This window comes from Salipiger sp. PrR002, from assembly GCF_010500775.1.
Classification (GTDB): Bacteria; Pseudomonadota; Alphaproteobacteria; order Rhodobacterales; family Rhodobacteraceae; genus Salipiger.
In genome coordinates, this window is record NZ_JAAGOU010000046.1 from 1 (window position 1) to 26,865 (window position 26,865).

Annotated in this window: 29 protein-coding genes; 15 read left to right on the top strand and 14 right to left on the bottom strand. The window is 66.6% G+C overall.

Going from position 1 to position 26,865, the window contains the following annotated elements; genetic code table 11:
- Nucleotides 1-54 precede the first annotated feature (54 nt).
- The 6 genes from fghA (at nucleotide 55) to G0A00_RS24450 (ending at nucleotide 5,222) form a co-directional block, all read left to right on the top strand.
- Nucleotides 55-879 (top strand): S-formylglutathione hydrolase, encoded by an 825-nt coding sequence (gene fghA / locus G0A00_RS24425; protein ID WP_164184957.1) that lies wholly within the window; start codon nucleotides 55-57, stop codon nucleotides 877-879.
- Nucleotides 880-907: 28 nt separating this feature from the next.
- On the top strand, nucleotides 908-1,306 hold the full coding sequence (locus G0A00_RS24430; protein ID WP_164184954.1) for a cytochrome c family protein: 399 nt from the start codon (nucleotides 908-910) through the stop codon (nucleotides 1,304-1,306).
- A 135-nt stretch (nucleotides 1,307-1,441) separates the two neighbouring features.
- Nucleotides 1,442-3,244, top strand: a complete 1,803-nt coding sequence (locus G0A00_RS24435; protein WP_066111745.1) for a methanol/ethanol family PQQ-dependent dehydrogenase — start codon at nucleotides 1,442-1,444, stop codon at nucleotides 3,242-3,244.
- Between the two features lie 169 nt (nucleotides 3,245-3,413).
- Nucleotides 3,414-3,860 (top strand): c-type cytochrome, methanol metabolism-related, encoded by a 447-nt coding sequence (locus tag G0A00_RS24440; RefSeq protein ID WP_304610781.1) that lies wholly within the window; start codon nucleotides 3,414-3,416, stop codon nucleotides 3,858-3,860.
- Nucleotides 3,844-4,695, top strand: coding sequence for a substrate-binding domain-containing protein (locus tag G0A00_RS24445; RefSeq protein ID WP_164184950.1), 852 nt, complete (start codon nucleotides 3,844-3,846; stop codon nucleotides 4,693-4,695). The genes G0A00_RS24440 and G0A00_RS24445 overlap by 17 nt, the downstream gene beginning before the upstream one ends.
- Complete coding sequence (locus tag G0A00_RS24450) at nucleotides 4,692-5,222, top strand: PQQ-dependent catabolism-associated CXXCW motif protein (protein ID WP_164184948.1); 531 nt, start codon at nucleotides 4,692-4,694, stop codon at nucleotides 5,220-5,222. The genes G0A00_RS24445 and G0A00_RS24450 overlap by 4 nt, the downstream gene beginning before the upstream one ends.
- Nucleotides 5,223-5,237: 15 nt before the next feature.
- Here the strand turns inward: G0A00_RS24450 and G0A00_RS24455 are convergent, their stop codons facing one another.
- The 4 genes from G0A00_RS24455 to G0A00_RS24470 form a co-directional block, all read right to left on the bottom strand.
- The gene (locus tag G0A00_RS24455) at nucleotides 5,238-5,708 is read right to left on the bottom strand and encodes a MaoC family dehydratase (protein ID WP_164184947.1); all 471 of its coding nucleotides are present in this window, start codon (nucleotides 5,706-5,708) and stop codon (nucleotides 5,238-5,240) included.
- Between the two features lie 96 nt (nucleotides 5,709-5,804).
- Nucleotides 5,805-6,758 (bottom strand): YncE family protein, encoded by a 954-nt coding sequence (locus tag G0A00_RS24460; RefSeq protein WP_164184945.1) that lies wholly within the window; start codon nucleotides 6,756-6,758, stop codon nucleotides 5,805-5,807.
- Nucleotides 6,742-7,293 carry an SRPBCC family protein gene (locus G0A00_RS24465; protein ID WP_164184942.1) on the bottom strand — a complete coding sequence of 184 codons (552 nt, stop codon included), beginning with the start codon at nucleotides 7,291-7,293 and terminating at the stop codon, nucleotides 6,742-6,744. The genes G0A00_RS24460 and G0A00_RS24465 overlap by 17 nt, the downstream gene beginning before the upstream one ends.
- Nucleotides 7,290-7,832, bottom strand: a complete 543-nt coding sequence (locus G0A00_RS24470) for a DUF3280 domain-containing protein (RefSeq protein WP_203595506.1) — start codon at nucleotides 7,830-7,832, stop codon at nucleotides 7,290-7,292. Before G0A00_RS24470 ends, G0A00_RS24465 begins: the two co-directional genes overlap by 4 nt.
- Before the next feature lie 167 nt (nucleotides 7,833-7,999).
- Between G0A00_RS24470 and G0A00_RS24475 the strand changes: the two genes are divergently transcribed.
- From G0A00_RS24475 to G0A00_RS24510, 8 genes are all read left to right on the top strand, one after another.
- Nucleotides 8,000-9,172: an ABC transporter substrate-binding protein gene (locus tag G0A00_RS24475; protein ID WP_164184961.1), complete on the top strand. Its 1,173-nt coding sequence runs from the start codon at nucleotides 8,000-8,002 to the stop codon at nucleotides 9,170-9,172.
- 8 nt (nucleotides 9,173-9,180) lie between these two features.
- Entirely contained in the window at nucleotides 9,181-10,152 is a 972-nt protein-coding gene (locus G0A00_RS24480) for a YVTN family beta-propeller repeat protein (protein WP_164184940.1), read from the top strand.
- A gap of 115 nt (nucleotides 10,153-10,267) precedes the next feature.
- Nucleotides 10,268-11,233 (top strand): ABC transporter substrate-binding protein, encoded by a 966-nt coding sequence (locus tag G0A00_RS24485; RefSeq protein ID WP_164184938.1) that lies wholly within the window; start codon nucleotides 10,268-10,270, stop codon nucleotides 11,231-11,233.
- Entirely contained in the window at nucleotides 11,230-11,901 is a 672-nt protein-coding gene (locus G0A00_RS24490; protein ID WP_164184936.1) for an ABC transporter ATP-binding protein, read from the top strand. Before G0A00_RS24485 ends, G0A00_RS24490 begins: the two co-directional genes overlap by 4 nt.
- Before the next feature lie 15 nt (nucleotides 11,902-11,916).
- Complete coding sequence (locus G0A00_RS24495) at nucleotides 11,917-12,360, top strand: hypothetical protein (protein ID WP_164184934.1); 444 nt, start codon at nucleotides 11,917-11,919, stop codon at nucleotides 12,358-12,360.
- Nucleotides 12,361-12,500: 140 nt separating this feature from the next.
- Nucleotides 12,501-12,785, top strand: coding sequence for a helix-turn-helix transcriptional regulator (locus G0A00_RS24500; protein WP_066111767.1), 285 nt, complete (start codon nucleotides 12,501-12,503; stop codon nucleotides 12,783-12,785).
- Nucleotides 12,785-14,122, top strand: coding sequence for a HipA domain-containing protein (locus tag G0A00_RS24505; RefSeq protein WP_164184933.1), 1,338 nt, complete (start codon nucleotides 12,785-12,787; stop codon nucleotides 14,120-14,122). The genes G0A00_RS24500 and G0A00_RS24505 overlap by 1 nt, the downstream gene beginning before the upstream one ends.
- Before the next feature lie 99 nt (nucleotides 14,123-14,221).
- Nucleotides 14,222-15,196 carry a class 1 fructose-bisphosphatase gene (locus G0A00_RS24510; RefSeq protein ID WP_066111771.1) on the top strand — a complete coding sequence of 325 codons (975 nt, stop codon included), beginning with the start codon at nucleotides 14,222-14,224 and terminating at the stop codon, nucleotides 15,194-15,196.
- Between the two features lie 24 nt (nucleotides 15,197-15,220).
- Here the strand turns inward: G0A00_RS24510 and G0A00_RS24515 are convergent, their stop codons facing one another.
- On the bottom strand, nucleotides 15,221-16,681 hold the full coding sequence (locus G0A00_RS24515; protein WP_164184931.1) for an MDR family MFS transporter: 1,461 nt from the start codon (nucleotides 16,679-16,681) through the stop codon (nucleotides 15,221-15,223).
- A gap of 402 nt (nucleotides 16,682-17,083) precedes the next feature.
- On the opposite strand from G0A00_RS24515, the gene G0A00_RS24520 reads away from it, so the two are divergent.
- Nucleotides 17,084-18,517 carry an aminotransferase class V-fold PLP-dependent enzyme gene (locus G0A00_RS24520; protein ID WP_164184930.1) on the top strand — a complete coding sequence of 478 codons (1,434 nt, stop codon included), beginning with the start codon at nucleotides 17,084-17,086 and terminating at the stop codon, nucleotides 18,515-18,517.
- Between the two features lie 246 nt (nucleotides 18,518-18,763).
- Here the strand turns inward: G0A00_RS24520 and G0A00_RS24525 are convergent, their stop codons facing one another.
- The 9 genes from G0A00_RS24525 to G0A00_RS24565 form a co-directional block, all read right to left on the bottom strand.
- A complete protein-coding gene (locus G0A00_RS24525; RefSeq protein ID WP_066111777.1) occupies nucleotides 18,764-19,225 on the bottom strand; it encodes an Lrp/AsnC family transcriptional regulator in 462 nt (153 codons plus the stop codon).
- Nucleotides 19,226-19,287: 62 nt separating this feature from the next.
- Nucleotides 19,288-20,232, bottom strand: a complete 945-nt coding sequence (locus G0A00_RS24530; protein ID WP_164184928.1) for a LysR family transcriptional regulator — start codon at nucleotides 20,230-20,232, stop codon at nucleotides 19,288-19,290.
- Nucleotides 20,229-20,882 carry an aspartate/glutamate racemase family protein gene (locus tag G0A00_RS24535; protein ID WP_164184926.1) on the bottom strand — a complete coding sequence of 218 codons (654 nt, stop codon included), beginning with the start codon at nucleotides 20,880-20,882 and terminating at the stop codon, nucleotides 20,229-20,231. The genes G0A00_RS24530 and G0A00_RS24535 overlap by 4 nt, the downstream gene beginning before the upstream one ends.
- The gene (hydA, locus tag G0A00_RS24540; protein WP_164184925.1) at nucleotides 20,882-22,336 is read right to left on the bottom strand and encodes a dihydropyrimidinase; all 1,455 of its coding nucleotides are present in this window, start codon (nucleotides 22,334-22,336) and stop codon (nucleotides 20,882-20,884) included. Before hydA ends, G0A00_RS24535 begins: the two co-directional genes overlap by 1 nt.
- 97 nt (nucleotides 22,337-22,433) lie before the next feature.
- Nucleotides 22,434-23,360, bottom strand: coding sequence for an N-carbamoyl-D-amino-acid hydrolase (locus G0A00_RS24545; protein WP_164184924.1), 927 nt, complete (start codon nucleotides 23,358-23,360; stop codon nucleotides 22,434-22,436).
- Between the two features lie 22 nt (nucleotides 23,361-23,382).
- On the bottom strand, nucleotides 23,383-24,051 hold the full coding sequence (locus G0A00_RS24550; protein WP_066111787.1) for an amino acid ABC transporter permease: 669 nt from the start codon (nucleotides 24,049-24,051) through the stop codon (nucleotides 23,383-23,385).
- 10 nt (nucleotides 24,052-24,061) lie between these two features.
- Nucleotides 24,062-24,730, bottom strand: coding sequence for an amino acid ABC transporter permease (locus G0A00_RS24555; protein WP_164184922.1), 669 nt, complete (start codon nucleotides 24,728-24,730; stop codon nucleotides 24,062-24,064).
- Nucleotides 24,727-25,467, bottom strand: coding sequence for an amino acid ABC transporter ATP-binding protein (locus G0A00_RS24560; RefSeq protein WP_066111793.1), 741 nt, complete (start codon nucleotides 25,465-25,467; stop codon nucleotides 24,727-24,729). Before G0A00_RS24560 ends, G0A00_RS24555 begins: the two co-directional genes overlap by 4 nt.
- 119 nt (nucleotides 25,468-25,586) lie before the next feature.
- Nucleotides 25,587-26,420 (bottom strand): transporter substrate-binding domain-containing protein, encoded by an 834-nt coding sequence (locus G0A00_RS24565; protein ID WP_164184920.1) that lies wholly within the window; start codon nucleotides 26,418-26,420, stop codon nucleotides 25,587-25,589.
- Nucleotides 26,421-26,865 lie beyond the last annotated feature (445 nt).

The following is a 26,865-nucleotide window of genomic DNA, read 5'->3' on the forward strand; positions in this document are numbered from 1 at the left end:
TTCGATCTCATGCATGAGGGCAAGTCGATCCGCGCGGTGGTCGAGTTCTGAGACATGGAGGTTGTGGCGGAAAACATCAGCTTCGGCGGGCGGCAGACCGTCTACCGGCACGGCTCGGAGGCCTGCGGCTGCGACATGACCTTCGCGGTCTATCTGCCGCCGCAGGCCGAGGCCGGACCGGTGCCGGTGCTGTGGTATCTCTCGGGGCTGACCTGCACGCATGAGAACGCGATGACCAAGGGCGGTTTTCAGGAGCATGCGTCGCTGCACGGGCTGGCGGTGGTGTTTCCCGACACCTCGCCGCGCGGGCCGCAGGTGGCCGATGACGAAGCCTATGATCTGGGGCAGGGCGCGGGGTTTTACGTCAACGCCAAGCGCGAGCCGTGGAAGCCGCATTACCGCATGTACGACTACATCACCGACGAGCTGCGCGGGCTCGTATCTGGCATGGAGGGGATCGGCGCGCGTCATGGCATCACCGGCCATTCCATGGGCGGGCATGGCGCGCTGACGCTGGCGATGCGCAACCCCGATCTCTACGACAGCCTGTCGGCCTTTGCGCCGATTGCCCATCCAACCCAGTCGGACTGGGGGCGCAAACAGCTCTCGGCCTATCTCGGCGACGACGAGGGCTGTTGGGCGGGGCATGATTCCACGCTGCTGATGGAGGAGCGCGGCTGGAAGGGAGAGATCCTCGTGGATCAGGGGGCGCGCGACCAGTTCCTCGACCTGCTGAAGCCCGAGGCGCTGGCCGGGGCGATGACAAAGCGGCGTCAGCCGGGGGTGCTGCGGATGCAGCCCGGCTACGACCATTCGTATTTTTTCGTGAACACATTCGCCGGCGACCACGTCGCCTGGCATGCGGCCCGGCTTGCCTGAGCCCCGGCCCAGAAGGAGGAGACAAGGCATGTTTCAAAGAATGCTCGCAGCCGCGCTGATGGTGACGCTTTCGGGAGGCGCCGCGCTTGCCGACATGGAAGGCGACGCCGACGCGGGCGAGAAGGTGTTTCGCAAGTGCAAGGCCTGCCACATGGTCGGCGCCGATGCCGAGAACCGGGTCGGCCCGGTGCTGAATGGCATCGTCGGCCGCGAGATCGCGGCGGAAGAGGGCTTTGACTATTCCGACGCGCTGACCGAGCTGGCCGCCGAGAAGGGCAGCTGGACCGCCGAGGACCTGTCGGCCTTTCTCGAGAAGCCGCGGGATTATGCCAAGGGCACCAAGATGTCCTTTGCCGGGCTGCGCAAGGAAGAGGATCGCGCTGACGTGATCGCCTATCTGTCCGGTTTTGAAGCGGGCGGCTCGTGAGCCGCTGAACGGAATTCCGGGGGCGGCGGGAGGAGGATCGCCAAACCCGGATGAGCCCACGAGGTCTCTGGCGCCGCAAGGCGGACCCCGCGGGACAACGAGGCGGCATGCGTCGCCATACCAAGGGAGAAGGAAATGAAGAGACGGCTGCTACTGACGTCTGGCGTGGCCCTATGCGCCGCGTCCATGGCGATGGCGAATGACGACCTCATGACCCAGATGGACAATCCCGCGCAATGGGCGATCCAGACGGGCGATTATGCAAACCAGCGCTATTCCGAGCTGGACAAGATCAACAAGGACAACGTCGGCGACCTGCAGGTGGCATGGACGTTCTCCACCGGCGTGCTGCGCGGCCATGAGGGCTCGCCGCTGGTGGTCGGGGACACGATGTTCGTGCACACACCGTTCCCGAACATCGTCTATGCGCTCGACCTCAAAGAAGACGGCAAGATCAAATGGCGCTATGAGCCGAAGCAGGATCCTGACGTCATTCCGGTGATGTGCTGCGACACGGTGAACCGCGGTGTCGCCTATGCCGATGGCAAGATCTTCCTGCATCAGGCCGACACCAAGGTCGTGGCGCTCAGCGCCGAGACCGGCGAAGTGCTCTGGGAGGTGATGAACGGCGACGCCGCGAAGGGCGAGACCAACACCGCCACCGTGATGCCGGTGAAGGACAAGGTGATCGTCGGCATCTCGGGCGGCGAGTTTGGCGTGCGCGGCTCGGTCACTGCCTACAACATGGAGACCGGCGAGCAGGAATGGCGCGCCTATTCCATGGGTCCGGACGAAGACATCCTGATGGACCCGGAAAACACCACCCATCTGGGCAAACCGGTGGGCGCGGATTCGGGCACCAACACATGGGAAGGCGATCAGTGGATGATCGGCGGCGGCACCACTTGGGGCTGGTATTCCTATGATCCCGAGGCCGACCTGATCTACTACGGCACCGGCAACCCCTCGACCTGGAACCCGGCGCAGCGCCCGGGCGACAACCGCTGGTCGATGACCGTGATGGCGCGTGACCCCGACGACGGCATGGCCAAATGGGTCTACCAGATGACCCCGCATGACGAGTGGGACTACGACGGCATCAACGAAATGATCCTCACGGATCAGGAGATGGACGGCGAGGCGCGCAAGCTGCTGACCCACTTCGACCGCAATGGTCTGGCCTATACGATGGACCGGATCAGCGGCGAGCTTCTGGTGGCCGAGAAATACGACCCGGCGGTGAACTGGACCACCGGCGTCGACATGGACCCGGAGTCCGAGACCTATGGCCGTCCGGCGGTCGTGGCCGAGTATTCCACCGAGCAGAACGGCGAGGATGTGAACTCGACCGGCATCTGTCCGGCGGCGCTTGGCTCCAAGGACCAGCAGCCGGCGTCCTATTCGCCGAAGACAGAACTGTTCTACGTGCCGACCAACCACGTCTGCATGGACTACGAACCGTTCCGCGTAAGCTACACCGCCGGTCAGCCCTATGTGGGCGCGACGCTGGCGATGTATCCGGCGCCCGACAGCCATGGCGGCATGGGCAACTTCATCGCGTGGGACAATATCGCGGGCGAGATCAAATGGTCGATCCCCGAGCAGTTCTCGGTCTGGTCGGGCGCTCTGGCCACCGCGGGTGACGTGGTCTTCTACGGCACGCTCGAGGGCTATCTGAAGGCGGTCGATTCAGAGACCGGCGACGAGCTCTATCGCTTCAAGACGCCCTCGGGGATCATCGGCAACGTGATGACCTACGAGCATGACGGCAAGCAGTACGTCGGCATCCTGTCGGGTGTCGGGGGCTGGGCCGGCATCGGTCTTGCCGCAGGCCTGACCAACCCCAACGACGGTCTCGGCGCGGTCGGCGGCTATTCGGCCCTGTCCGACTACACCGCGCTTGGCGGCCAGCTGACGGTCTTCGCTCTGCCCGAGTGATCCGCAGCCGTGAAGGGCGCCGGCGAGAGCAGAGCTTTCGCCGGCGCATCCCTCCGAAAGACAGTTTCAGGACCCATATGCCATGACCCCAAAGCTTACCCTCCTTGCCGCCGCTGGCCTGCTTGCGGCCTTCCCGATGGCGGGGGCGCTCAATGCCGCCAACGTCTCGATGGACGATCCCAATATCGCCGTCGATTACGAGGAAGGCGGCCGCTATTACACCGAGGATGGCATTCCGACCTTCAACATCACCGATGAGGGTGCGGTGGACTGGCCGACCTTCTCGGGGTTCCGCCGCTATCACGCCGAATGCCACGTCTGCCACGGCCCCGATGGCGAGGGCTCGACCTATGCGCCGGCGCTGAAGAACTCGGCGATCGAGATGGATTACTACGATTTCGTCGACACGGTGGTGAACGGACGCAAAAAGGTCGGCGCGGCCGAAAACTCGGTGATGCCCGCCTTTGGCACCAACCCCAACGTGATGTGCTACCTCGACGACATCTACACCTACCTCAAGGCACATGGATCGGGCGCGATCGACCGTGGTCGTCCGGCCAAGAAGGAGCCCAAGAGTGACACTTTCACCGAGATGGAAAATGCCTGCATGGGCTGAGGAAAAGCGCCGCATCCTCATCGCGGCGCTGGTGGCCCTGCTTGCCTCCCATGCGGGGCCGGGCGCGGCGCAGACCTCGGATCTCGTCTCCAAGACGCATCTGAGGGTCTGCGCCGATCCCGCCAATGATCCGATGTCGATGGAGGACGGATCGGGCTATGAGAACAGGCTGGCCGAGCTGATCGCCAGCAAGCTCGAACGATCCGTCAGCTATACGTGGTTTCCCATGGCCACCGGCTTTATCCGCCAGACGCTCAAGGCCGGGAAATGCGACGTGGTGATGGGCTACGCGCAGGGCCATGAGCTGGTGCTCAACACCAACCACTACATGACCTCGGCCTATGTGCTGGTGGTGCCTGCCGACGGTGACCTTGCCGATGTGACGCAACTGTCGGACCCGGCGCTGCAGGGGCTGAAGCTGGGGGTGATCGCCGGATCGCCGCCCGCGACGCATATGGCGCGCAATGGGCTCATCGGAAAGGCGCGGCCCTATCAGCTGGTGGTCGACCGGCGCCATGACAGCCCGGCGGACGACATGCTGACCGACCTCGAGGCGGGCGAGATCGACGCCGCGGTGCTTTGGGGGCCGATCGCCGGACCGCTGGTCAAGCGCGACCATCCGGGGCTGAAGGTGGTGCCGCTGATCCATGAGGCGGGCGCGCCAAAGCTGTTCTATCGCATCACCATGGGGGTGCGGCAGGGCGAGAAGGTCTGGCAGCGCCAGCTCAATTCGCTGATCCGCCGCAATCAGGCCGAGATCGATGCGCTGCTGATCGAGGCCGGGGTGCCCCTCGTGTCGGACATGGGCGAGCAGGTGATCTCGGTGTCGCAATGAAGGCTCTGGCGGCGGTGCTGATGCTGCTGCCAGCGCTGGCCCTCGCGCAGCAGGTGCCCGAGCCCGAAGGCTACCGGATGGAGGCCTATCGCGCGCCGGTGCCAGAGACGCTGGCGGGGGCGCAGGTGGTGGATGCGGATGAGGCGCACGGCTTGTGGCTATCGGGCGAGGTTGCCTTTGTCGATGTGCTGCCGCAACCGCCGAAGCCCGACAATCTGCCCGAGGGCACGGTCTGGCGCGCCAAGCCGCGCGACAGCATTCCGGGGGCCGTCTGGCTGCCCAACACCGGCTATGGCGCCTTGGCCGAGGTCGACGCGCAGTACTTTCGCGACGGGCTGGCGGCGGTCACCGGCGGCGACAGGGCGCATCCGTTGCTGATCTTCTGCCTCGCCGAGTGCTGGATGAGCTGGAACGCCGCCAAACGCGCCTTGGCCGAAGGATATGCAGAGGTTTACTGGCTGCCCGAGGGGACAGACGGGTGGGCCGCGGCAGGCTACCCGCTGGAGCGGGTCACGCCGCGGCAGTGATCTGTGGGCAGGCGATCAGCCCTGATCGTCGCGCCCGAACATCACCATGCGCGACAGCAGCCGCTGCCGGGTCTCGCCGTGCTGGTTCAGCGTCAGCGTCTCGACCGAGACCATCGCCCGACCGGGGCGCGAGCGCGAGGGTTTGATCTCGGTGATCGTGCTTTCCACATGCAGCACGTCATCCGCGCGGGTCGGCTTGGGCCATGTCACCTCGACCCCGGCACCGATCAGCCCCTTGGCGAAAGGCACCGACGACACGAAAAGCTTCATGGTGATCGCCGCCGTGTGCCAGCCGCTGGCGGCCAGCCCTCCGAACAGGCTGTCTTTGGCCGCCTCTTCGTCGAGGTGGAAGGGCTGCGGGTCGTAATCGGCGGCAAAGGCCTTGATCTGCGCCGCGTCCAGCGCGTGGGTGCCGCTGACGAAACGGTCCCCGACGGCGATGTCTTCGAGGTAGAGATCGCGGGGCAGGGGGGCGGTATCGGTCATGGCGGCTGGGGTCCTCGGCTGATTGTGGTCACAAAGCTATGCGCAACGCGGGCGGGCGCGTCCAGTCCCATGACTCGGCCCCATGACGCAGCGGCATCAGTCTGCGGTTTGCAGGACGAAGGCGCCGAAGGCGCGCGGCCCGTCGGCGGTGTCGATGTCGCGGATCCATTCCAGCGTCTCGGCGTCGATCAGGCTGAGCGTGTTGTCGAACCAGTTGGCCACGGCGATGCGCCCGTCCGAGGTGGCGGCGATCCCCTCGGGGTATTCGCCCACCGGCAGCTCCGCCAGCGGCGCGAGGTCGGGTAGCGCGATCACGCTGAGCGTACCCGCGTATTGGTTGGTGACAAAGGCGCGGCCCGCCGCGAAGGCCACACCATAGGGGCGCGCGCCCACGGGAACCGTCGCCAGCACCTCGCCCGAGGCGGGCGCGATCACCGTCACGTCGTCGCTGCCGACGTTGCCCACGAAAAGCCGCCCGTCCGGCGCGAAGCCAAGGCCGAAGGGGCGGGTGCCCACCGCGGCGGTGCGGGCCAGCACCAGCGTCTCGGCATCGTAAAGGCTCACCCGGTCGGCATCGCGCTCGGCGGCGGCAAGCCAGCGGCCATCCGGCGACAGCGCCAGCCCGGCGGGGGCGGCACCTGCTTTAAGCTCGGCCTGCGGCTCGAGCGTCATGTCGTCCAGCACCCAGAGCCGCGCGTTGTACCAGTCCGACACGAAAAGCCGCCCGCGCGCCGCGTCATGCGCCGCGCCCATCGGGCCGCCGTCAAGCTGCACCTCGGCCTCTACCGTGCCGTCCTTGCCATGGCGGCGCACGGTCTTGGCATCGGGGGCCACGGTATAGACCCGCCCGTCTGCCGCCACGGCGATGCCCGCCGGTTTGCCGGGCAGGGACCAGCGCGCGACCTCACTGCCGGTGGAAAGGTCGAGCACGCTGACCGCCTCACCGTTCTGGCAGGTGACATAGGCAAGATCGGCGGCGGCGACGCCCGGCGCGGCACCGGCCCAGAAAGCCAGCGCCGCACCGCGCGCGAGATCACGAAGAGGGCGCACCGAACCGCTCGACCAGCGCCTTCATCCCGGCCTCATAGACCCCGGTCACCGCCGCGATCGCGGCCTCGTCGTTGAGGTTCTCGGGCGGGTCGTTGTTGGGATAGCCACGGTAGAAGGCGCCGCGCCATTCGACCTCGGACCCGCCGCCCTCCCGCGGTTTCACCGTCAGATGCGACGAGTAGTTGGTCACCGGCAGCACCTCCACCGCGACATCGGTGATGCGGTAGCTGTAGGACATTTTCTCGTCGCTGTACTTGTAAAGCACCTCCGAGATCATCGGTCCCTCGGCACCCTGATCCGAGAGATAAAGCTCGCGCGTGGCGTCGATTTCATTGCCGCCCTCGCCGGAGTTCGAGAGGATGGCGGGGTGCCAGGTCATGTCCTGAAAATCGCCGATGGCGGCCCAGACCTCGGCGGGCTCGGCGGCGACCTCGGTGGTCACGGTGACTTTCTGCCGGGTCGGCCCATGCGCGATGGCGGCGGCGGGCATCAGCGCCAGCGCCGCCCCCGCGATCAGCAGGTTGCGTCGTTTCATTTGCTCTCCTCCTTGGAATTCTCGGGCTTGGAACTCTCGGGGAAATCCCCGGTAAAAGTCCCCGTGAAAATGCCGGTGCGCAGGATGTAATCCATCCCGCGGCGCCAGCTCTCGTCGGTGTTGGACCTTATATCGACGACCCGGCCGCGCACGGTCTGCCCCGTCTTTGGATCGCGCAACTGCAGGTTCATCGACAGGATCAGGTTCGACACTTTCTGCACCTCGCCCACCAGCGCATAGTCGGCCCCCAGTTTGCTCGCCATGCGCGCGTCGCAGCCGTAGCATTTGGCCGGGTTGACGATGCGCGCGCGCTCTTCGGCCACCGGCGCGAGGTCCAGCAGATCAAAACCCTCGGCGCTGAACCGGTCGGCAACCATCTGCTCGAGCATGGCAATCCGCGCCAGCTCTGCCGGGTCCTGCCCCAGTTCGGCGGTCTGCAGCGAGCTGTCGAGAAAGGTGATCCCGAAAAACGCCACCTTGCCGCCGGCAAGGGCCGGGCTGCAGAGCAGGCTGAGCAGGATCAGGGTGCGGATAAGCATCGCTGCCTTCTTAGAAATTAAGAGTCGCAGGTAATCGTGCCGCCGTTACGCTGGTCCTCGCAACCGAACCGAAAGTATCGGTTCACCGCCTTGCCTTCGGAGGGGCAAAGTGGCGCAAGCCCGACCAAAACAGGCGGGCATGGGAGGAGAACGTGCTGACACGAGCGATGCCGCTGCTGGCCGCGGCGGCGCTGGCGCTATGGGCGCCGGTGGCGCAGGCGGTCGAGGTGAAGGCCGGGGTGCTGCGGGTGGACTACCCGGCGCTGCTGCCGATCTCGCGCTACGACCTGCGGGCCGAGGATCTGGATTTCGCCGGGGCGCAACTGGCGGATGAGGACAATGCCACCACCGGCGCTTTCATGGGCCACAGCTACGAGACGGTGACCGCCGCCGCCGCGCCCGAGGAGGCGCTTGCCGCGCTCGAGGAGATGCTGGCGTCGGGCATCCGCTACATCGTGGTGGATGCGCGGGGCGAGGAGATGCTGGCGCTTGCGGGTCGCGCCGCCGAGGCGGGCGCTCTGGTGGTCAACGCCGCCGCGCCCGAGGTGACGCTGCGCGGCGCGGACTGCCGCGCCAACCTGCTGCATGTCGCCCCTTCGGACGCGATGGCCGCCGATGCGGTGGCGCAATTCGCGATCTGGAAGAAATGGCCGCGCTGGGTGCTGGTCAGTGGCTCGAACCCCGAAGATCGCGCGCTGGCCGAGGCCTACCGCCGCGCCGCCCGCAAGTTCGGCGCGAAGATCGTCGAGGAGCGCGAGTTCGAGGACACCGGCGGCACCCGCCGCACCGATTCAGGCCATGTGCTGGTGCAGCGCCAGTTGCCCACCTTCCTGCAGCGCCTGCCCGAGCATGACGTGGTGATCGCCGCCGACGCTTCGGATTATTTCGCCGCCTATCTGCCCTATCACCTCTGGACGCCGCGCCCGGTGATGGGCAGCGCCGGGTTGCGCCCGGTCACCATGCATGGCGCGCATGAGGCTTGGGGCGCGACGCAGTTCCAGACCCGGTTCGAGAAACTGGCGCGGCGGCAGGTGATGCCCGGCGATTACAACACATGGCTTGCGCTGCGCGTGCTGGGCGAGGCGGTGACCCGCACCGGCAGCAACGATCCCGCCACCTTGGAAGAGTACATCCTGTCGGACGCCTTCGAGCTGGCCGCCTTCAAGGGCCAGAAGGTGACCTTCCGCAACTGGAACGGCCAGCTGCGCCAGCCGATCCTGCTTTATGACGACCGCATCACCGTCAGCGTCAGCCCGCAGGAGGGCTTCCTGCATCAGGTCTCGCCGCTCGACACGCTGGGGCTCGACCGCCCTGAATCCGATTGCACGGCTTTCGAATGAGGACACCGATGAAACATCTCATGCTTTCCGCCGCGCTCTGCCTCGTCGCCAGCGGTGCCTATGCGGGCAAGGCCTTCGTGTCGAACGAGCGCGGCAATACGATCACCGTGGTCGATACCGAAAGCTGGGAGGTGATCACCGAGTTCTCGGGCGGCAACCGCCCGCGCGGCATCACCCTCTCGCCCGACGGCACGTTGCTTTATGTCTGCGCCTCGGATGACGACACGGTGCGGGTCTTCGACACCGAAACCTATGAGGAGCTTTACACGCTGCCCTCTGGCCCGGACCCCGAGCTTTTCGTGCTCGATCGCTCGGGCAGCCCGCTCTACATCGCCAATGAGGACGACAATCTCGTCACCGTGACCGACACCCAGACCCATACGATCCTTGCCGAAGTGCCGGTGGGGGTGGAGCCCGAGGGCATGGCGATCTCGCCCGACCACAAGTGGGTGGTGAACACCTCGGAAACCACCAATATGGCGCATTTCATCTCGACCGAGGATTACGCGATCAAGCACAATATCCTCGTCGATCAGCGCCCGCGCTACGCCGAATACACCGCCGACGGCACGCGGCTTTTCGTCAGTTCCGAGATCGGCGGCACGGTCAGCGTCATCGACATCGCCGAGGACGGCACGCCGACGCTGAGCCAGAAGATCGGCTTCGAGGTGCCCGGCGTGCTGCCCGAATGGCTGCAGCCGGTGGGGGTGAAGGCGACCTCCGACGGCAGCCGCATCTTCGTGGCGCTGGGACCGGCGAACCGCGTGGCGGTGATCGACGGCGCGAGCCTTGAGGTCACCGACTACATCATGGTGGGCCAGCGGGTGTGGCAGATGGCCTTCACGCCGGGCGAAGAGTTCCTTGTGACCACCAACGGCAATTCCAACGACATCACGATTATCGACGTGGCCGCCGAGAAGGCGGTAAAGTCGGTGCAGGTGGGCCAGCAGCCCTGGGGCGTGGCGATCACGCCGGAGTAACAGGCTGCGCGGCGATCTCGCCGGGCCAAGGGGAGAGGAGACCCTTTGGCGATTGCGGGGCCAAGCGGTGCTTGCGGACATGCGGGGCCGGTCGGCCCTTAGGGGAGGAGAGACGATGAAAAGATTTCTGACCGTACTGGCGCTGGGATGCGTGACCGCCTTCGGCGCCGCTGCGCAGGAATTGCCGGTGATCCGCGCCGCCGTGCTGAAGATCGGCACGGTCAATTGGGAGTTGTCGACGATCACCGAGCAGGGGCTCGACAAGAAGCACGGCTTCCGGCTCGAGATGGTGCCCTATGCCGACAATGGCGCCACGCGCCTCGCGGTAGAGGGCGGCGAGGCCGATATGGCGGTGGCCGACTGGATCTGGGTCGCCCGCCAGCGCGCCGCGGGCAAGGATTATGTGGTCGTGCCCTATTCGCGCGCAGTCGGCGGGCTGGTGGTGCCCGAGGGCTCGGATGTGGAAACGCTCGCCGACCTCGAAGGCGGCAAGATCGGCATCGCCGGGGGGCCGCTCGACAAATCCTGGCTGATCCTGCGCGCCTTCGCGCAGCAGGAATACGGCATGGACCTCGCCGCGCAGACCGAGCAGGTCTATGGCGCGCCGCCGCTGGTGTTCAAATCGGGCCTCTCGGGGGATTACGCCGGGGCGATCAACTTCTGGCACTTCCTTGCCAAGATGAAGGCGGCGGGGATGCGCGAGCTGATCTCGGTCGAGACTGCGGCAGAGGCGCTGGGGCTCGATCCCGACGTGCCGCTGCTGGGGTATTACTTCAAGGAGGAGTTTCTGGCGCAGCACGAGGGTCTGGCGCAGGCCTTCTATGAGGCCAGCCGCGACGCCAAGCAGATGCTGTCGGACGATCCCGCCGCATGGGAGGCGGTCCGCCCGCAGATGAACGCGCAAAGCGACGCGCAGTTCGAGCAGCTGCGCAGCGACTGGATCGCCGGTGTGCCCGCGCGCGGTGCGGTGGATGCCGAGGCCGCGGGCAAGCTGCTGGCGCTGATGTCGCAGCTTGGCGGGGAGGAACTGGTCGGTCAGGCGGATCGCGTGCCGGACGGCCTCTTCGCGGCGGTGCAATGAGCCTGCGCTGCGCGCCCGAGGAGCGCCGCGTGGTGCCCTTGCATCCCAAGCTTTCGGAGCCTGCCGCCGTGCGCGTCGATATCCGCTCCAAACGCTTCGGCAGCGCCGAGGTGCTGCGCAACCTCGGCTTCACCGTGGCGCGCGGCGAGACGGTGGCGCTGGTCGGGCCCTCGGGCATCGGCAAATCCACCGTGCTGCGCATCGTCGCCGGGCTTGATCCTTATTTCGAGGGCGAGATCACCCGCCCCGCCGAGATGGCGATGGTGTTTCAGGAGCCGGTGCTGCTGCCGTGGCGCAGCGCGCTGCAGAACCTCACGCTGGTCCATCCGTCACTGGCCGAAAAGGACGCCCGCGCCGCGCTCGACCGGGTGGGCCTCGAAGGGCGCTACGATGCCTTTCCGCGCAGCCTGTCGCTTGGCCAGCAGCGCCGTCTGGCGCTGGCGCGCGCCTTTGCCGGGAAGCCCGCTCTGCTGATCATGGATGAGCCCTTCGTCTCGCTCGATCCCGATCTGGCCGAGGCGATGCTGCAGCTGACCGAGGCGCTGATCGCCGAGCAGCGCCCGGCCACCATCCTCGTCACCCATGCGCGGGCCGAGGCAGACCGCCTCGCCGACCGCGTCCTCGAACTCAAGGGCCAGCCCGCCACGCTGGGTCCACATCTCATCTGAAGGAGACAGTCGATCATGAAGAGCTTTGTCATTGCCGCGGCGCTGAGCCTTTCGGCCCTGAGCTTTGGGGCGCTGCCCGCCGCCGCGCATGAATACGGCTTTGCCGGGATCCTCTCGAACACCAATTCCGAGGAGATGCCCGAGATCACTCTGTCGGTGGGCAAGCCGCTGGCCGAGGGGCCGATCACGCTCAAGTCGGGCATGATGTACGAGCTGGAGATCGAGGCCGATGGCACCGGTGAGTTGGGGCTGGAGGGGCCGGGCTTCTTCCGCGCGATCTGGGTCAATGAGGTGGTGATCAACGGGCTCGAGATCCGCCCCTATGGCCTCGAGAGCGTCGAGTTCGACGAGGCGGGCGAGATGGAGATCGAGTTCCTCGCGATCAAGCCCGGTCAGTACTACCTGAAGATCCCCGGCTCCACCGGCGAGAGCCAGCGCGTCGAGATCACCATCCAATAGGGTGCACGTTTATGTTGCAGCGTATATTCACCGTATATACCCTACAGCACATAAATACTAAAAATACACCCCAGAGCATATTGGATAAATATACACTCTGATGTATGCTCGGGCGGTCCTCACGCCGCCCGGAGCCCGTCATGCCCCAGTCCCTCACCCCGATCCGCGACGCCCACGGCTTTGGCGCGGCGATCCGCGCGGCGCGCAATGCCCGCGGCTGGACGCAGGCGGAACTGGGCCGACGGGCGGGGCTGGTCACCCATCACGTCTCGAAGATCGAGACCGGCGACACCGACCCCAAGCTGAGCACCGTTCTGGCGCTGCTCGCGGCGCTGGAACTGGACGCGCTGCTGGCGCCGCGCGCGCTCGACGATCCCGCCGCCGAACTGGCGCGTCAGCCGCGGCGGATCGAGGATCTGTTCTGATGGGCCGCAAACCGCTGCGGCGCGGGCTCGACGTGCATATGAACGGGCGCCGCGTCGGACTTTATTCCAAGGCGCCCGATGGCGCGGTGAGCTTCACCTATGATCCGCAGTGGACCCAAGAGGTCGGGCTGCAAATCTCCCGCGCCCTGCCGCTGCGCGACGGCGCGCAGCGCGGCCCGCAGGTGATCGCGGTGTTCGAGAACCTGCTGCCCGACAGCCCCGATCTGCGCCGCCTCATCGCCGAACGCACCGGGGCGGCGGGCACCGATCCGCATGCGCTGCTGGCCGCCATCGGGCGCGACTGCGTCGGCGCGCTGCAGTTCCTGCCCGAGGGCACGGCGCCGGGCGATGCCTTTGCCCTGCACGCCGTGCCGCAGACCGAGGCCGAGATCGCGGCGGCGCTCTCGGGGCTGGGGCGCGCGCCGCTGGGGCTGGGCCGGGACGAGGCCTTCCGCATCTCGCTGGCCGGGGCGCAGGAAAAGACCGCCTATCTGCGGCAGGGCGGCGCGTGGTGCCGTCCCGAGGGGCTGACCCCCACCAGCCATATCTTCAAGCGGCCCATGGGGGCGCTGCAGCAGGGCATCGACATGTCCGACAGCGTCGAGAACGAGTTTCTGTGCATGCGGCTGGCGGGCGCGCTGGGGTTCGACGTGCCGCAGGTCGAGATGGCGCGCTTCGGTGCCGAGCGGGCGCTGGTGGTGGCGCGCTTCGACCGGCTCTGGCAGGGCGATTGGAACGCGGGGCAGGGGCGCTACCTGCGCTTGCCGCAAGAGGATTTCCTGCAGGCGCTGGGGCTGCCCTCGACGCTGAAGTACCAGAGCGACGGCGGGCCCTCGGCGGGCGATTGCTACCGGCTGCTGGCCGGCGCGCAGGATCCGCGCGGCGACCAGAAACTCTTCCTCAAGGCGCAGCTGTTTTTCTGGATGATCGGCGCCACCGATGGCCACGCCAAGAACTTCAGCCTGTTCCACGAGCCGCGCGGCTACCGGCTGACGCCGCTCTACGACATCCTCAGCGCGGCCCCGGCCCATGCGGCGGGGGCGCTGCGCAACGCGCAGTACCAGATGGCGATGTCGGCGGGGCGCAGCCGCAAGTACCGCATGGATCAGCTGCACCCGCGGCACTTTGTGCAAAGCGCCGTGGATGCCGGATGCCCCGAGTTCTTTGCCCGCGAGGCGCTGGCCGAACTGGCGCGGCGCGCCGCGCCTGCGCTGCGCGAGATCACCCCGCTGGCCGCTTCGCTGCCCCGCCATGTGGCCGGCCCGATCCTTGCGCGGGCGCGGGACTGCGCGCGCCTGCTGGTCAGCGCCGCGCAGAACGATATGCCGCTGGCCTGACCCTTGCACGCAGCAGAGCCTGTTCCTTTTGCCGCATCGGCGCTACATCCCTGAAGCGTGTGCAGAATTGGCGCACGGATTGCCACAGGACGACCCCAGATGCTGACCCTCCCCACCGACCATTGCACCACCGGCGACGCGCTGCACGACCGCCTGCCCGACGACGGCGCGGGCCGCATCGTGCGCCATATCGCCGATGCGCTGCTGCCCATCGCCGACCGGCTGGCGGCGGGGCTGCTGCCCGGCAACCCGGCGCAGATCGTCGGCGACAACGAAAGCGGCGACGCGCAGAAGGCGCTGGACGTGGGCGCGCATGAGCACATGCTGAAGGCGCTTCAGGGCTGCAACATCCGCCACGTGCTGTCGGAAGAGGCCGAAGAGGTGGTCACGCTGGATCCTTCGGGCGATTACGATCTGGCCATCGACCCGATCGACGGCTCGGGCTCGATCGGCATCTGCGCGCTGCTAGGGATGCTCTTCGTCATCTACCCGGCGGGCGACGGCAGCTTCCGCCGCGCGGGCTCCGAGGCGGTGGCGGCGGGCTATGCTTGCTTTGGCCATTCGGTGGATTTCGCATGGTCGCTGGGCGACGGCGTGCATATCGCCACGCTTGACCGCGCGCTCGGCGATTTCCGCATCGCCTCCGAGAACATCCGGCTGAAGCCGACAACCTCGATGATCGCCTATAACGCCTCGAACGAATACCACTGGGGGCCGGGGCTGCAGGCCTATGCGCAGGATCTGCGGGCGGGCACGGACGGGCCGCGCGGCAAGAGCTTCAACATGCGCTGGCTGGCGGCGGCGGTGGGCGATCTGCACCGCATCATGCTCAAGGGCGGGGCGTTTCTTTATCCGCAGGACAGCCGCAAGGGCTATGAGCAGGGGCGGCTGCGGCTGGCCTATGAGGCGATCCCCATCGCCTTCATGGTCGAGCAGGCGGGCGGGCGCGCCACCGACGGGCGCCGCCGCATCCTCGATCTGGTGGCCGAAACCCCGCATGGCTTCTGCCCGGTGATCTTCGGCTCCACCGAAGAGGTCGAACTGATCGAAGGCTATATCGCGCGCCACGGCTGAGCGCGGCGCGCGTTGCTTTAGGCGTCAGGCATCCGGCCGCATGTCGGGCGGGCGCCGCACAAAGAAGCTGGCGCCGATCATCACCAGCGAGATCAGCGCGCCGGTCAGGAACCCGGCCTGCACCCCGGCGGCGGTGGCTTCGGTGAGGCTCGCGCCGCTGGCCATCTCGCTGCCGATGCGGATCGACATGATCGAGACGAAAAGCGCGATCCCCGCCGCGCCCGCCACCTGCTGCACCGTGCCGATCACCGCCGAGCCGTAGGAATAAAGGTCCTTCGGCAGCGAGCCCAGCGAGGAGGTGAAGAGCGGCGTGAAGAGAAGCGCCAGCCCGATGCTGAGGATCACATGGCAGGCCAGCACCTGCCAGACCGCGCTCTGCAGCCCCAGCGTCGCCATCGCCCCCAGCCCCGCGCAGACAAAGACCGCGCCGGGAATGACCAGCTTGCGCGCGCCGACGCGGTCGAAGGTGCGCCCCACGAAGGGCGCCATCAGCCCCATCAAGAGCCCGCCCGGCAGCAGCAGCAGACCGGCCTCCAGCGGCTCCATGCCCAGCACGTTCTGCATGTAGATCGGCAGCAGGATGATCATCCCGAAGAGCGACATCATGCAAAACGCCATCATGATCACGGCGACGGTAAACACCTTCACCCGGAAGGTGCGCAGGTCGAGCAGCGCCCGGCCCTGCGGTCCCAGCCGCAACTGGCGCAGCACGAAGATCACCAGCACCAAGGCGCCGCCCGCCAGCGGCAGCCAGGGCGGCACCGCGCCGCCGCTGCCGTGGCCTTCGCCAAGCGCCGAAAGCCCGTAGACCAGCCCGCCGAAGCTCAGCGCCGAAAGCGGCACCGAGATCAGATCGAGCGGTGCCTTGCGCGGCTCGGTGACATTCTGCAGCCGTGCGTATCCCAGCGCCAGCGCCGCCAGCCCGATGGGCAGCACCAGCCAGAACATCCAGCGCCAGTCGAGCACCGCAAGGATCACCCCCGAGATCGTCGGCCCGATCGCCGGGGCCACAGAGATCACGATCGAGATATTGCCCATGGTCTTGCCGCGGCTCTCGGGCGGCACCAGCGTCATCACCGTGGTCATCAGCAGCGGCATCATGATCGCCGTGCCGCAGGCCTGCACGACGCGCCCGGCGATCAGCATCCCCAGCCCCGGCGCCAGCGCGCAGATCAGCGTGCCGGTGCTGAAAAGCCCCATGGCCATCAGGAACACCGTGCGCGTGTTCAGCCGCTGCAGCAGGAAGCCGGTGATCGGGATCACCACGGCCATGGTCAGCAAAAAGGCGGTGGTCAGCCATTGCGCGGCATTGGCGGTGATCCCAAGGTCGGTCATCAGCCGCGGCAGCGCCACGCCCATGATCGTCTCGTTGAGGATCACGGTGAAGGCCGAGACCAGCAGCAGCAGGATCACCAGACGGTTGCGGGCGGCGTGGTCGGGAGGCGGCGCGGCGGCGGCGCCTTCGGGCTCGGGAGGGCTTTGCATCACTCGTGTCTCTGAAAATCGGGAAGGACCGGCCACGGCGGACGCTGCGGACCCCGCGCCGGTGCCCCGTACCTAGGCCGCCGCCGCGCCCCGCGCAACCCGCGCCGCCCGCCGGGCACCCCCGGCGCGGATCCCCGCCATCTTCTTCTCTTTCCAAATACGCATATCGCGGCCTGCGCCACACGCGCAGCGATGGGTGGATTGGAGGGAGTTTGCCAGATGGCGATCATAAGAAGAATAAAATTCTACTTAATCGCAATAAAAGTAGTAACATATACTACACAGTCTCCCAGACACCGCAAAAAATGGAAACCCGCTTCGGGTCTCGGCTGGTAGCCTCTGCGCAGCGCGTCACTGCGCCTCCAGACCTCGCCCAGACCCACAAGACCAAAGAGACCTCCCATGCCCCTCCCCGATCCCGCCGCCCTGCTGTCCTCGTTCCGCGCGTCGCTGCCCGCGGCGCCCCAGATGGGGCAAGATCTGGTGGGCAAGGGCGCGATGATCGACGGGCCGTTCGGGCCCAAGCCTCTGGTCTACGCCGATTACGTGGCTTCGGGGCGGGCGCTGCGGACGCTCGAGATGTTCATGCTCGAGCAGGTGCTGCCCTATTACGCCAATAGCCACACCGAGGCGTCTTTCTGCGGCGGCTATATGACCCGGCTGCGGAGCGCCGCCCGTACCACGATCGCCGCCCATTGCGGCGCCAGCGCCGAGGCGCATGCGGTGATCTTCGCGGGCAGCGGCGCCACGGCGGGGATCAACCGGCTGGTGCGTCTGCTGGGCGCCGATCAGGGCCGGGTGAAAGTGATCATCGGCCCTTATGAGCATCACTCCAACATTCTGCCGTGGCGCGAGAGCGGCGCGGAGGTGATTGAGCTGCCCGAGGACCCGCGCGGCGGCCCCGATCTTGCGGCGCTGGACACGGCGCTTGCCGATGCCCCGGCCTACGAGAGGGTGATTTGCGCCTTCTCGGCGGCATCGAATGTCTCGGGGATCATCGCCGATGTGGAAGGGCTGACGGCGCGGGTCAAAGCGGCGGGCGCGCTGATGGTCTGGGATTACGCCGGCGGCGGGCCTTACCTGCCGATGGGTATGACGCCCGGCGGCGCCGAGATCGACGCGCTGGTGTTCTCGCCGCATAAGTTCATCGGCGGGCCGGGCGCTTCGGGCGTGCTGGTGCTGCGCCGCGATGCGGTGGTCTCGGACCGGCCCACATGGGTCGGCGGCGGCACCGTGCGCTTCGTGTCGTCCGAGGGGCATGATTATTCGGCCGCGCTGGAGGCGCGCGAAGAGGCGGGCACGCCCAATGTCGTGGGCGACATCCGCGCGGCGCTGGCGGTGATCGTCAAGGAAGAGATCGGCGCGGCCCATATGGCGCAGCGCAATGCCGAGCTTGCCGCCCGCGCCATCGCCGCGTGGCAGGGCGCGCCGGGGATAGAACTGCTCGGCAACACCGAGCCCGCGCGGATCCCGGTGCTGTCTTTCCGGCTGCGCGATCCGCGCGGTGGCTACATCCACCAGCAGCTGGCGACCAAGATGCCGAGCGACCGTTTCGGCATTCAGGCCCGCGGCGGCTGCGCCTGCGCCGGACCCTATGTGCTGCGCCTGCTGGGCTATGACGCACAGAGCGCCGCCGATGTCCGGGACCGCATCCTGTCGGGGCATGAGTTGGAAAAGCCCGGTTTCGTGCGGCTCAATCTGTCGGTGCTGATGAGCGAGGCCGAGGTCGACTTCATCCTGCAGAGCGTCGCGACGCTGTCACGCGATGCGGTGGCCCATGTGGACGGCTATGAGGTCGACGCCGGAAGGGCGATCTTCTCTGCCAGCGCGGCGTGAGCTGGGGTCACAAGGTGCGGAGCCGGACGAGCGCCTGCCCGTGGGGTGGCGCCAGATCCGTTTGAGGTCTGCGCTTAATACCTGCCAAGTCCGATCAACATTGATCGCCGGAGCGTAGATGACAAAGCGCCTGCCCGCCGGGACGGCGTCGTCCATCGGGCTCGAACCGATGGCGCCACAATGGACGACCGCTCGCCCGGCGGCCTTCGGCCTTGATTCCGGGCCGGTGGCGCGTCTCGTCTTGTCTCAGGCGTAGTCCAGCGGCAGTTCGGTGCTCGACTTGATCGTCTCCATGGCGAACATCGACGAGACATCGTGGATCTCCACCTTGTCGATCAGCCGCTGGTAGACCCTGTCGTAGGTGGCGATGTCGGGCACCACGACGCGCAGCATGTAATCGGTCTCGCCCGCCAGCCGGAAGATATCGACGATCTCGGGGATGCTCTCGGCGGCTTTGACAAAGGCGCGGGCCCACTCGCGGCTGTGCTGGTTGGTGCGGATCGCCATGAAAACCGACACGCCGACGTTGAGCTTCTCTTCGTCCAGCAGCACCACGCGGCGCTTGAAATAGCCGCGCTCCTCGAGCTTGCGGATGCGGCGCCAGCAGGGGGTGGTGGTCAGCCCGATCTCAGCGGCGATCTCGGCCACCGCCATCTCGGAGTTGCGCTGCAGAAGGGAGAGTATCTTGCGATCGTAGGAATCGAGCATGGGATTGCGCCTGTCAGGTCGTTTTGCGCAATCCTATCCCGGTCAGCGGCGCATTGGTAGCATCACGCCCGCTGCGGCGGCTCGGCAATCAGCAGGTCGCTGTCGGCAAAGGCGGCGCGCAGGTCCGACATGAAGCTGTGCAGCAGCCCCGAGTAGGGCACGCCGCGGCGGGTATACATCACCGCTTTCACCTCGCAGGCGGGCAGGAAGGGTTTGCACACCAGCCCGTCCGAGGCATGGGTGGTGGCCGAATAGGGATCGACCACGGTCACCCCGAGGTGCTGCGCGGCCAGCGCCGTGGCGGTGGCACAATAGCGCACCTCGATGCGCGGCGCGTAGACCGCGCCGACCTGCTCATAGGCCTTGCGCACCAACTGCCCGAGGTTCGAGGCGGTCTCCAGCCCGACCAGCGGCTGATCCTGCAGATCGAGCGCGGTGAGATGCGGCTTGGCGGCGAGCGCGCTGTTCTTGGGCACCAGCGCGACCATATGCGCGCGCTGCAGCACGTCGACGTTCACCGCGGGTTGCCGGTCGTGGTCGATGGCGAGGCCGATGTCGGCCTGTCCGCTCTGCACCGCGTCCTTGACCTGTTCGAGCCGCCGCACGTCGAAAGCGACCGAGACATCCGGGCGCGCATCGAGAAAGCGGCGCAGCGCGACCGGGGCCACGGAATAGCCAAGCGGCGGGGTGGCGATCACCTTCAGGCGACCGGCCATGCCCAGCTTCATGTCACGGGCGCGCTGCGAGAAGCCGCGCATCAGGCTGAACACCGGGCGGATCTCGTCGTAGAGCGATTTCGCCTCGGCGGTGGGCTGCAGGCGGCGGCCGGTGCGTTCGAACAGCGTCAGACCCAGCTGCGACTCCAGCTGCCGCAGCCCGGCAGAGACCGCGGGCTGCGAGATGCGCAGTTGTTCCGCGGCCTCGACCGTGGTGGCGCAGCGCATCATCGCGGCAAAAATCTCGAGCAGCCGCAGCGAGACCTCCGGCAGCCCGTCGACGCTGCTCATTCAGGCGCCCCGACCAGACCCAGCGCCATGGCGGCGCCTGCCTGCACCGGGTCGATCACCGCGATGCCAATGTCGCGCTCCAGCTTGGCGCGGATCGGCGCCATGCCAGCACAGCCCAGCACCACCGCGCCCGCGCCTTTCTCGGCCAGTTCGCGGCCAAGGGTGACGCACATGCCATAGACCTCCGGGTCGCGGCCCGAGGCTTCGGCGGAGACGCCGGGCAGGGCCAGTTCGGCGGCGAGGCGGCTTTCGACGCCCATGGCGCGAATTTTCACCCGGTGGCGGGCGACCGAGCCGGGGGCCAGCGCGATGATGCCAAAGAGATCGGCGCGCGCCATGGCGGTGAGAATGCCCGCCTCCTGCACGCCGATCACCGGCTGTTTGACCAGCGTCCGGGTGAGCTCGACGCCCGGGTCCGAGAAACAGGCGGAGACATAGGCCGCCGCATCGGGCCGCGCCTGCGCCGCTTCGGCGAACCCGAGCCCGGCGCGCGCCACGTCTTCGGCGGTCATGATCGTCGCTGGGGAGGCGGGCAGATCGGTGACCTCGAAAGCCGGGCCCTGCGCGGGGGCGAGATGCGTGATGGCCTCTCGGATGCCCTGCGTGACGCTGGCGGCGGAGTTGGGGTTGATGATCAGGATCGGGCCCATCAGCGCAGCACCGCGCCGAAGTTCTGCGAAGGATCAAGCTCCTTGGCGGTGTAGCCGGGCTTGCCGCGCAGATCGACCGGCTGGCGGGCGACGAAACGGCCCTGGCCTTCCTTGGCCTTCAGCTCGCCATGCTCGACGATCACCGCGCCGCGGTTCATCACGATCTCGGGCTTGCCGGTGATCTCCATGCCCTCGAAGGGCGTGTAATCCATGTTGTCGTGCTGGTCGGCAGCGGTCACGGTGACGCGCTCTTCGGGGTTCCAGATGGCGATATCGGCATCCATCCCCGGCGCGATCCGGCCCTTGGTGGCGCAGCCGAAGGTCTTGGCGGCGTTGGTGGACGAGAGCGCCACGAACTGCTCGAGCGTGATCCGGCCCTTCACCACCCCTTCAGAGAAGAGATAGGGCAGGCGCGCGGCGATGCCGGGCATGCCGTTGGCAATCTTCGGATAGGGAATATCCTTGCCGTTCAGGAACTTGCCGGTCTCGTCGAAACGGTAGGGAGCGTGGTCCGAGCTGACGCTCTCGAAGGTGCCCTGCGCGATGTGGTGCCAGAGCGCGTCTTGGGTCTGCGCATCGCGCAGCGGCGGCGAGCAGATGTATTTCGCCCCTTCCATGCCGGGGCGGTCGAGGTCTTGGCGGGTGAGCGCGAGATACTGCGGGCAGGTCTCGGCGAAGAGCTTGGCGCCATTGAATTTCTCGCGCCGGACGATCTCGGCACCGCCCTCGGTCGAGACGTGCACGATGAACAGCGGCGCATCCACCAGCTTGGCCAGTTGGATGGCGCGGTTGATCGCCTCCTGCTCGGCCAGTTCGGGGCGCGAGACGGCGTGATACTTGGGCGCGGTGAGGCCCTTATCGGCCAGCTGGCGGTTCATCCATTTGACCATGTCGTTGTTCTCGGCATGGACCATGGTGATCGCGCCGTGCTCGCGCGCGACGGTGAGGATGTCGAGCATGCCGCCATCGCCGAGATTCATCAGGTCATAGGTCATGAAGACCTTGAAGGAGGTGATGCCGCGGGCGAAGGCGCGGGGCAGCTGGTCTTCCAGCACCTCGGGCTTCGGGTCGGAGATGATCAGGTGATACGAATAGTCGATCACCGAGCGGGCGGCGCGGGCGTCATAGGTGGCAATGACGTCATCGACCGACTGGCCGCGCTGCTGCGCCGCGAAGGGGATGAACGACGAGTTGCCGCCGTAGGCTGCCGAGATCGAGCCCGAAAGGTAATCGTCGGCAGTCATCACGCCCGAAGAGCTTTCCTGCGCGATATGGGCATGCGCCTCGATGCCGCCGGGCATGACGATGCGCCCACCCGCGTCGATCCGGCGCTCGCCCCCGGCGAGGGTCTCGGCCACCGCGACGATGCGGCCATCCTTGATGCCGATGTCGCCCTTGGCCGTGTAATCGGCGGTCGCGATCATGCCGCCGTGGATCACCGTATCGAATTGCATCTGATCTCTCCTTGCGTGCCGCCGCTGGCGGCCTATCCGTCTGTCCCCGCGGGGACGGGCGCCGGGACAGAGCCCCGGCGCTTTTGTTATTCCGGTCTTATTCCGGCACTTTCACGCCGGTCTGCTCGGCGATCAGCCCGTAGTGCTCGATCCGGCGGTGCGCCGCGAAGTTGAACACGGTGGACTTGCCGAAGTCGCATTTGGCGAAATCCGCCTCATGCACGATCAGCTCGTCGCCTTCGCCTTCCGCCTTTGCCACGACGAAGCCGTCGGGGTCCACGATGATCGACCCGGCGAACATGTGGTTGCCGTCTTCCATGCCGCATTTGGCCACCGCCACCGCGTAGGTCGAGTTCTGATAGGCGCCCGCGCAGACCGACAGCTCGTGGTGGTACATGCGCCGCTCGATGCCTTCCTCGGCCGAGAGGTTGTTCTGGCTGGGGGTGTTGTAGCCGATGGTCACCAGCTGCACGCCCTGGAGGCCGAGCACGCGCCAAGTCTCGGGCCAGCGGCGATCGTTGCAGATCGCCATGCCCATGACCACGCCTTGGTTCTTGACCACGCCAAAGCCGGTGTCGCCGGGCAGGAAGTAGCGCTTTTCAAGGTGCTGGTGGGTGCGCTCGGGCTCGAACTCGGAATGGCCGGGCAGGTGGGTCTTGCGGTACTTCAGCACGATCTCGCCCTCGGGGGAGACGATGATCGAGGTGTTGAAGTGGTCCCCTTCCGGCGTCAGCTCGCAATAGCCGAAGGTGAAGCCCATGCCGTATTCGCGCGCCTTGTCAAAGAGCGGCTGCACGGCGGGGTTGGGCATCTGGCTTTCGAACCAATGGTCGAACTCGGCGCGGTCCTCGACGTAGAAGCGCGGGAAGAAAGTGGTCAGCGTCATCTCGGGGTAGACGAGGTATTTCACACCCTTCTCGTGCGCCTGCTCCATCAGGGCGACCATCCGGGCGACGACCTCTTCGCGGGTCTCGTCCTTCTGGATGCCGCCGATCTGGGCGCCGCCGATAATCATCTTCGTCATGGGAGTTTCCTTTCAGGGACGTTCAGTGCACCGCCAGCCCGCGCTGGTACCGAGAGATCAGGCGCACGAGCGGCCAGAGGATCGCGAGGTAGATCAGCGCAGCGAGGATGAGCGGCGAGGAGTTATAGGTGACCGAGCGGGCCATATTGGCCGAGTAGAGCAGCTCGGAAAGGGAGACGACCGAGGCGAGCGAGGTGAGCTTCACCACCTCGACGGTGTTCGAAAGCAGGTCGGGCAGCACGTTGCGCACGGCCTGCGGCAGGATCACATAGACCTGCGTCTGAGCTTGGCTGAGGCCCGTGGCGCGGGCGGCTTCGGTCTGGCCCTTGGGCACCGACTGGATGCCCGCCCGGAACACCTCGGCGAAATAGGCCGAGTTGTTGAGGAAGAAGGCGATGACCACCGCGAGGAAGGGGCTCAGTTCCAACCCGGCGAAGGGCAGGCCCGAGTAGACGAAGATCAGCAGCACCAGCGGCGGCACCGCGCGGAAGAGGTCGATGAACCCCACCGAGGGCCATTTCAGCCAGCGCCGCGGCGACAGCGCGCCAAGGGCAAGGAAGAGCCCGCCGATGAGGCCCAGGCCGATGACCACCGCGCAGAGTTTCAGCGTGATGATCAGACCCTTAAGCAGCAGCGGCCAGGCCTGACCCATGATGTCGAGGTTGAAGAAGAGGTCGATGAAATTGCTCATGATGCGCCCCTTACACAGACCAGGCGTAGCGCTTCTCGAGGAGGCGCGAGAGGATGACCACCGGCAGGAAGATCGCGAGATAGGCGAGCGCGGCCATGGTCAGCGGCGTGGCCGAGCCCGAGAAGCTCTGTGCCGAGGACGAGACCGCGAGGATTTCCTTCACCCCGATCACCGAGCCGAGCGCGGTCATCTTGGTGATCGCCAGCGCGCGGTTGACCAGCGGCGGGATGCCAAGGCGGATGGCCTGCGGCAGCGCGATCTCGAACAGCGTCTGCGCAAAGCTGAGGCCCGTGGCGCGCCCGGCTTCCCATTGGCCCTTGGAGACGGCGGTGAGACCAGCCCAGAAAATCTCTTCGGCGAAGGCGGCGAGCACGCCGCCCAGCACGAGGATCAGGACCATCGGGCCGGACAGGTTGATGCCGAGGCCCGGCAGGCCGAAGTAGAAGATCAGGATCACGACGAGCGGCGGCAGTGCGCGGCCGATGTCGGCGAAGGCGACGATGGGGATGTTGAGATACCAGCGTCCCAGCGTGCGTAGGCAGGCCAGCGCCAGCCCCAGCAGCAGACCGCCCACCACGATCACAGCGCTCAGCCAGAGCGTGGTGACGATGGCCGAGGCGAGGTCCGGCAGGTATTTTGCCATCACCGCGCCGTTGAAGAATGTCTCGATAAATCTCATGCGGCGCTCGTCGGATGCAGGCGGGAGAGGAAGGCGCGCAGCCGGTCGGACTTGGGGTTCCCGAAGATCTCGTCGGGGGTGCCCGCCTCGACCACCACGCCGCCGTCCATGAAGACCACGCGGTCCGCGGCCTCGCGGGCGAAGTCCATCTCGTGGCTGACCACGACCATGGTCATGCCCTCGTCGCGCAACTGTTTCATCACCTTCAGCACCGAGCCCACCAGTTCGGGATCGAGCGCCGAGGTGGGCTCGTCGAACAGCATGACCTTGGGATCGAGCGCCAGTGCGCGGGCGATGGCGACGCGCTGCTGCTGGCCGCCCGACAGCTCGGTCGGCATGGCGTCGGCCTTATGCGCCAGCCCGACGTGTTCGAGCATCTCCATGGCGCGGGCCTTGGCCTCGGGCTTGGAGCGTTTCAGCGCCTTGACCTGCGCCAGCATGACATTCGCCAGCACCGATTTATGCGGGTAGAGGTGGAAGCCCTGGAACACCATGCCGATCTTCAGCCGCATCTTGTCGAGCGCGCGTCCGTGGCAGTCGGTGACATGTTCTCCGTCGAGCAGGATGCTGCCCGAGGTCGGCTCTTCGAGCCGGTTGCAGCAGCGCAGCATGGTGGATTTGCCCGACCCCGAGGGGCCGATCACGAAGACCAGTTCGCCCGGTTTCACGCTCAGGTCGATGGAGGTCAGGACCTGCGTGTCGCCAAAGCTCTTCTCGAGCTGGTTGATCTCGAGCATCGGTCTTTGGTGGACCTTGGCAGAGGAGGAAGAGGGGGCTGCGTGCATGCGTAAACTTTCGATGAACGGGCGGGACGGCGGGCGCCCCGCCCGGAGATGTCAGGGAGCGAAGTCAGCGATCAGAAGTCGCAGGAGACCTCATGTTCGGCTTCGTCGTAGCCGTCGAAACCGGGGGTGCCGTAGCCGGGGGTCGGGGTGACGATGGTGGTGCCCTCGGTCGGGGTCACGCCGAACCACTTTTCGGACAGGGCGACCATGGTGCCATCGGTCTTCAGGCATTCCAGCACGGCGTCGATCTTGTTGCGGGTTTCCACGTCGTCCTTGCGGAACGGGAAGGCCCAGACGAGGCCGGTGGGGTATTCGTAGCTGAGATCGATGCGCGGGTTCTGCTTCGCTGCCCATGCCGAAACGGTGGCACCGGCAAGGTTGGCGTCGGCACGGCCGGTGGCCACGGCTTCGACCGCATCGGTGTTGGTGCCATAGGCGACGACTTCCCAGCCGTATTCCTCGGCCTTCTCGGTCAGGAAGGATTCATAGACCGAGCCTTTGTTGACCGCGATGGTCTTGCCCTTGAAGGCGTCGAGCCCCTCCATCGCCTCTGTCCCCGCGGGGACAGTGAAGGCAAAGTTGGTGTCCATGAAGCCCTCGGAGAAGAGCAGGTTCGACGCGCGCTCTGCGGTGACGGTGGTCGGGGCGACGAGGAAGTCATAGGTGCCCGCCTGCAGCGCCGGGATCAGACCCGAGAACTGCGCCGCGGTCACTTCGACTTCGGTGCCGAGCTTTTCGCCGATGGCCGCTGCCAGATCGATGTTGAAGCCCTCGACACCGCCCGACAGGCTGGGCATGGCGTGGGGGGCGAAGGTGCCGTCGAGAGCGACCTTATAGCCTTCGGCAGAAGCCGGGATCGCCAGCGCGGCGAAGGCTGCGGAAAGAAGGAAACCGGTTCGTTTCATGAGGAGCTCCGTGTTGGGTTGGTTCGTTTTTGATGTGATCCGGGGAGGCGTCGGATAGGTTCAAAAAGACGGCGGACCCTAGGCAGGGCAATAGAAATGAAGATTATACTGATAGTATAATTATAAACACAGATTATATTGTGGCAGGGTATGACCGCGCGCCTGTGGCCTCCTGCGCGCAGGCGGGCTGACCCTAAGTAATTGGTATGGCGCGGACAATCGCATTCCCCAGCGGCAGGCGGCGGGGCCGCACGTGGTGCCCTGCGGGCCGCGCCAGCGCTTTAGGGCGCACCGATCCGCCTCTTTACGATGCCTACGGATTGAGCAATCCATGCACCACCACGCGCCCGGACACGGGTCCGGCGCCATCCCGGCAACCGGAGTATTCCCTTATGAAATCCCTCTTCCACCTCGCGATTCACGTCAAAGACCTCGACGAGACCCG

Bases quoted from the DNA above. Each gene is read 5' to 3' on its own strand.
- G0A00_RS24535 (WP_164184926.1), bottom strand. From the start codon at position 20,882: ATGGGCCCGATCCTGATCATCAACCCCAACTCCGCCGCCAGCGTCACG.
- G0A00_RS24530 (WP_164184928.1), bottom strand. From the start codon at position 20,232: ATGAGCAGCGTCGACGGGCTGCCGGAGGTCTCGCTGCGGCTGCTCGAG.
- hydA (WP_164184925.1), bottom strand. From the start codon at position 22,336: ATGCAATTCGATACGGTGATCCACGGCGGCATGATCGCGACCGCCGAT.
- G0A00_RS24430 (WP_164184954.1), top strand. From the start codon at position 908: ATGTTTCAAAGAATGCTCGCAGCCGCGCTGATGGTGACGCTTTCGGGA.
- G0A00_RS24545 (WP_164184924.1), bottom strand. From the start codon at position 23,360: ATGACGAAGATGATTATCGGCGGCGCCCAGATCGGCGGCATCCAGAAG.
- G0A00_RS24565 (WP_164184920.1), bottom strand. From the start codon at position 26,420: ATGAAACGAACCGGTTTCCTTCTTTCCGCAGCCTTCGCCGCGCTGGCG.
- G0A00_RS24445 (WP_164184950.1), top strand. From the start codon at position 3,844: ATGCCTGCATGGGCTGAGGAAAAGCGCCGCATCCTCATCGCGGCGCTG.
- G0A00_RS24480 (WP_164184940.1), top strand. From the start codon at position 9,181: ATGAAACATCTCATGCTTTCCGCCGCGCTCTGCCTCGTCGCCAGCGGT.
- G0A00_RS24520 (WP_164184930.1), top strand. From the start codon at position 17,084: ATGCCCCTCCCCGATCCCGCCGCCCTGCTGTCCTCGTTCCGCGCGTCG.
- G0A00_RS24560 (WP_066111793.1), bottom strand. From the start codon at position 25,467: ATGCTCGAGATCAACCAGCTCGAGAAGAGCTTTGGCGACACGCAGGTC.
- G0A00_RS24435 (WP_066111745.1), top strand. From the start codon at position 1,442: ATGAAGAGACGGCTGCTACTGACGTCTGGCGTGGCCCTATGCGCCGCG.
- G0A00_RS24475 (WP_164184961.1), top strand. From the start codon at position 8,000: ATGCCGCTGCTGGCCGCGGCGGCGCTGGCGCTATGGGCGCCGGTGGCG.
- G0A00_RS24515 (WP_164184931.1), bottom strand. From the start codon at position 16,681: ATGCAAAGCCCTCCCGAGCCCGAAGGCGCCGCCGCCGCGCCGCCTCCC.
- G0A00_RS24495 (WP_164184934.1), top strand. From the start codon at position 11,917: ATGAAGAGCTTTGTCATTGCCGCGGCGCTGAGCCTTTCGGCCCTGAGC.
- G0A00_RS24555 (WP_164184922.1), bottom strand. From the start codon at position 24,730: ATGAGATTTATCGAGACATTCTTCAACGGCGCGGTGATGGCAAAATAC.
- G0A00_RS24525 (WP_066111777.1), bottom strand. From the start codon at position 19,225: ATGCTCGATTCCTACGATCGCAAGATACTCTCCCTTCTGCAGCGCAAC.
- fghA (WP_164184957.1), top strand. From the start codon at position 55: ATGGAGGTTGTGGCGGAAAACATCAGCTTCGGCGGGCGGCAGACCGTC.
- G0A00_RS24485 (WP_164184938.1), top strand. From the start codon at position 10,268: ATGAAAAGATTTCTGACCGTACTGGCGCTGGGATGCGTGACCGCCTTC.
- G0A00_RS24465 (WP_164184942.1), bottom strand. From the start codon at position 7,293: ATGAAACGACGCAACCTGCTGATCGCGGGGGCGGCGCTGGCGCTGATG.
- G0A00_RS24500 (WP_066111767.1), top strand. From the start codon at position 12,501: ATGCCCCAGTCCCTCACCCCGATCCGCGACGCCCACGGCTTTGGCGCG.
- G0A00_RS24550 (WP_066111787.1), bottom strand. From the start codon at position 24,051: ATGAGCAATTTCATCGACCTCTTCTTCAACCTCGACATCATGGGTCAG.
- G0A00_RS24510 (WP_066111771.1), top strand. From the start codon at position 14,222: ATGCTGACCCTCCCCACCGACCATTGCACCACCGGCGACGCGCTGCAC.
- G0A00_RS24450 (WP_164184948.1), top strand. From the start codon at position 4,692: ATGAAGGCTCTGGCGGCGGTGCTGATGCTGCTGCCAGCGCTGGCCCTC.
- G0A00_RS24455 (WP_164184947.1), bottom strand. From the start codon at position 5,708: ATGACCGATACCGCCCCCCTGCCCCGCGATCTCTACCTCGAAGACATC.
- G0A00_RS24490 (WP_164184936.1), top strand. From the start codon at position 11,230: ATGAGCCTGCGCTGCGCGCCCGAGGAGCGCCGCGTGGTGCCCTTGCAT.
- G0A00_RS24470 (WP_203595506.1), bottom strand. From the start codon at position 7,832: ATGCTTATCCGCACCCTGATCCTGCTCAGCCTGCTCTGCAGCCCGGCC.
- G0A00_RS24505 (WP_164184933.1), top strand. From the start codon at position 12,785: ATGGGCCGCAAACCGCTGCGGCGCGGGCTCGACGTGCATATGAACGGG.
- G0A00_RS24440 (WP_304610781.1), top strand. From the start codon at position 3,414: ATGGACGATCCCAATATCGCCGTCGATTACGAGGAAGGCGGCCGCTAT.